Below are 252 nucleotides of genomic sequence, written 5' to 3' on the forward strand. Positions count from 1 at the left end.
GTGATGAGCCAAATCGTTTTCCGGATCTTGAGTAGAGGTTTACAAACGAGGTCATACGTGAAGTGACGGATGAATGTCTTCTCTATCAAACTGTAGCGTACGTAACGGGTACTGAAAATGGTAAGAGAAGCGATATGAAATTGAATTATGAATTGAAAATTGTAAAAGTTAATAATATATATAAGGTGTTAGATCAAAAGAAGTATGTACAATAAAGTGAAACTTGTATGAGTACCACATTTAGCCGATAAA

General features: G+C 34.1%; 1 pseudogene. It reads left to right on the forward strand.

Features of this window, described 5'->3' with window-relative positions:
* Window positions 1–215 (forward strand): annotated as a pseudogene (locus KVT31_RS29770) (biotin transporter BioY); the annotation flags it as partial.
* Window positions 216–252 lie beyond the last annotated feature (37 nt).

The sequence above is a fragment of the Bacillus sp. GbtcB14 genome, from assembly GCF_019091205.1.
Classification (GTDB): domain Bacteria; phylum Bacillota; class Bacilli; order Bacillales; family Bacillaceae_G; genus Bacillus_A; species Bacillus_A cereus_AG.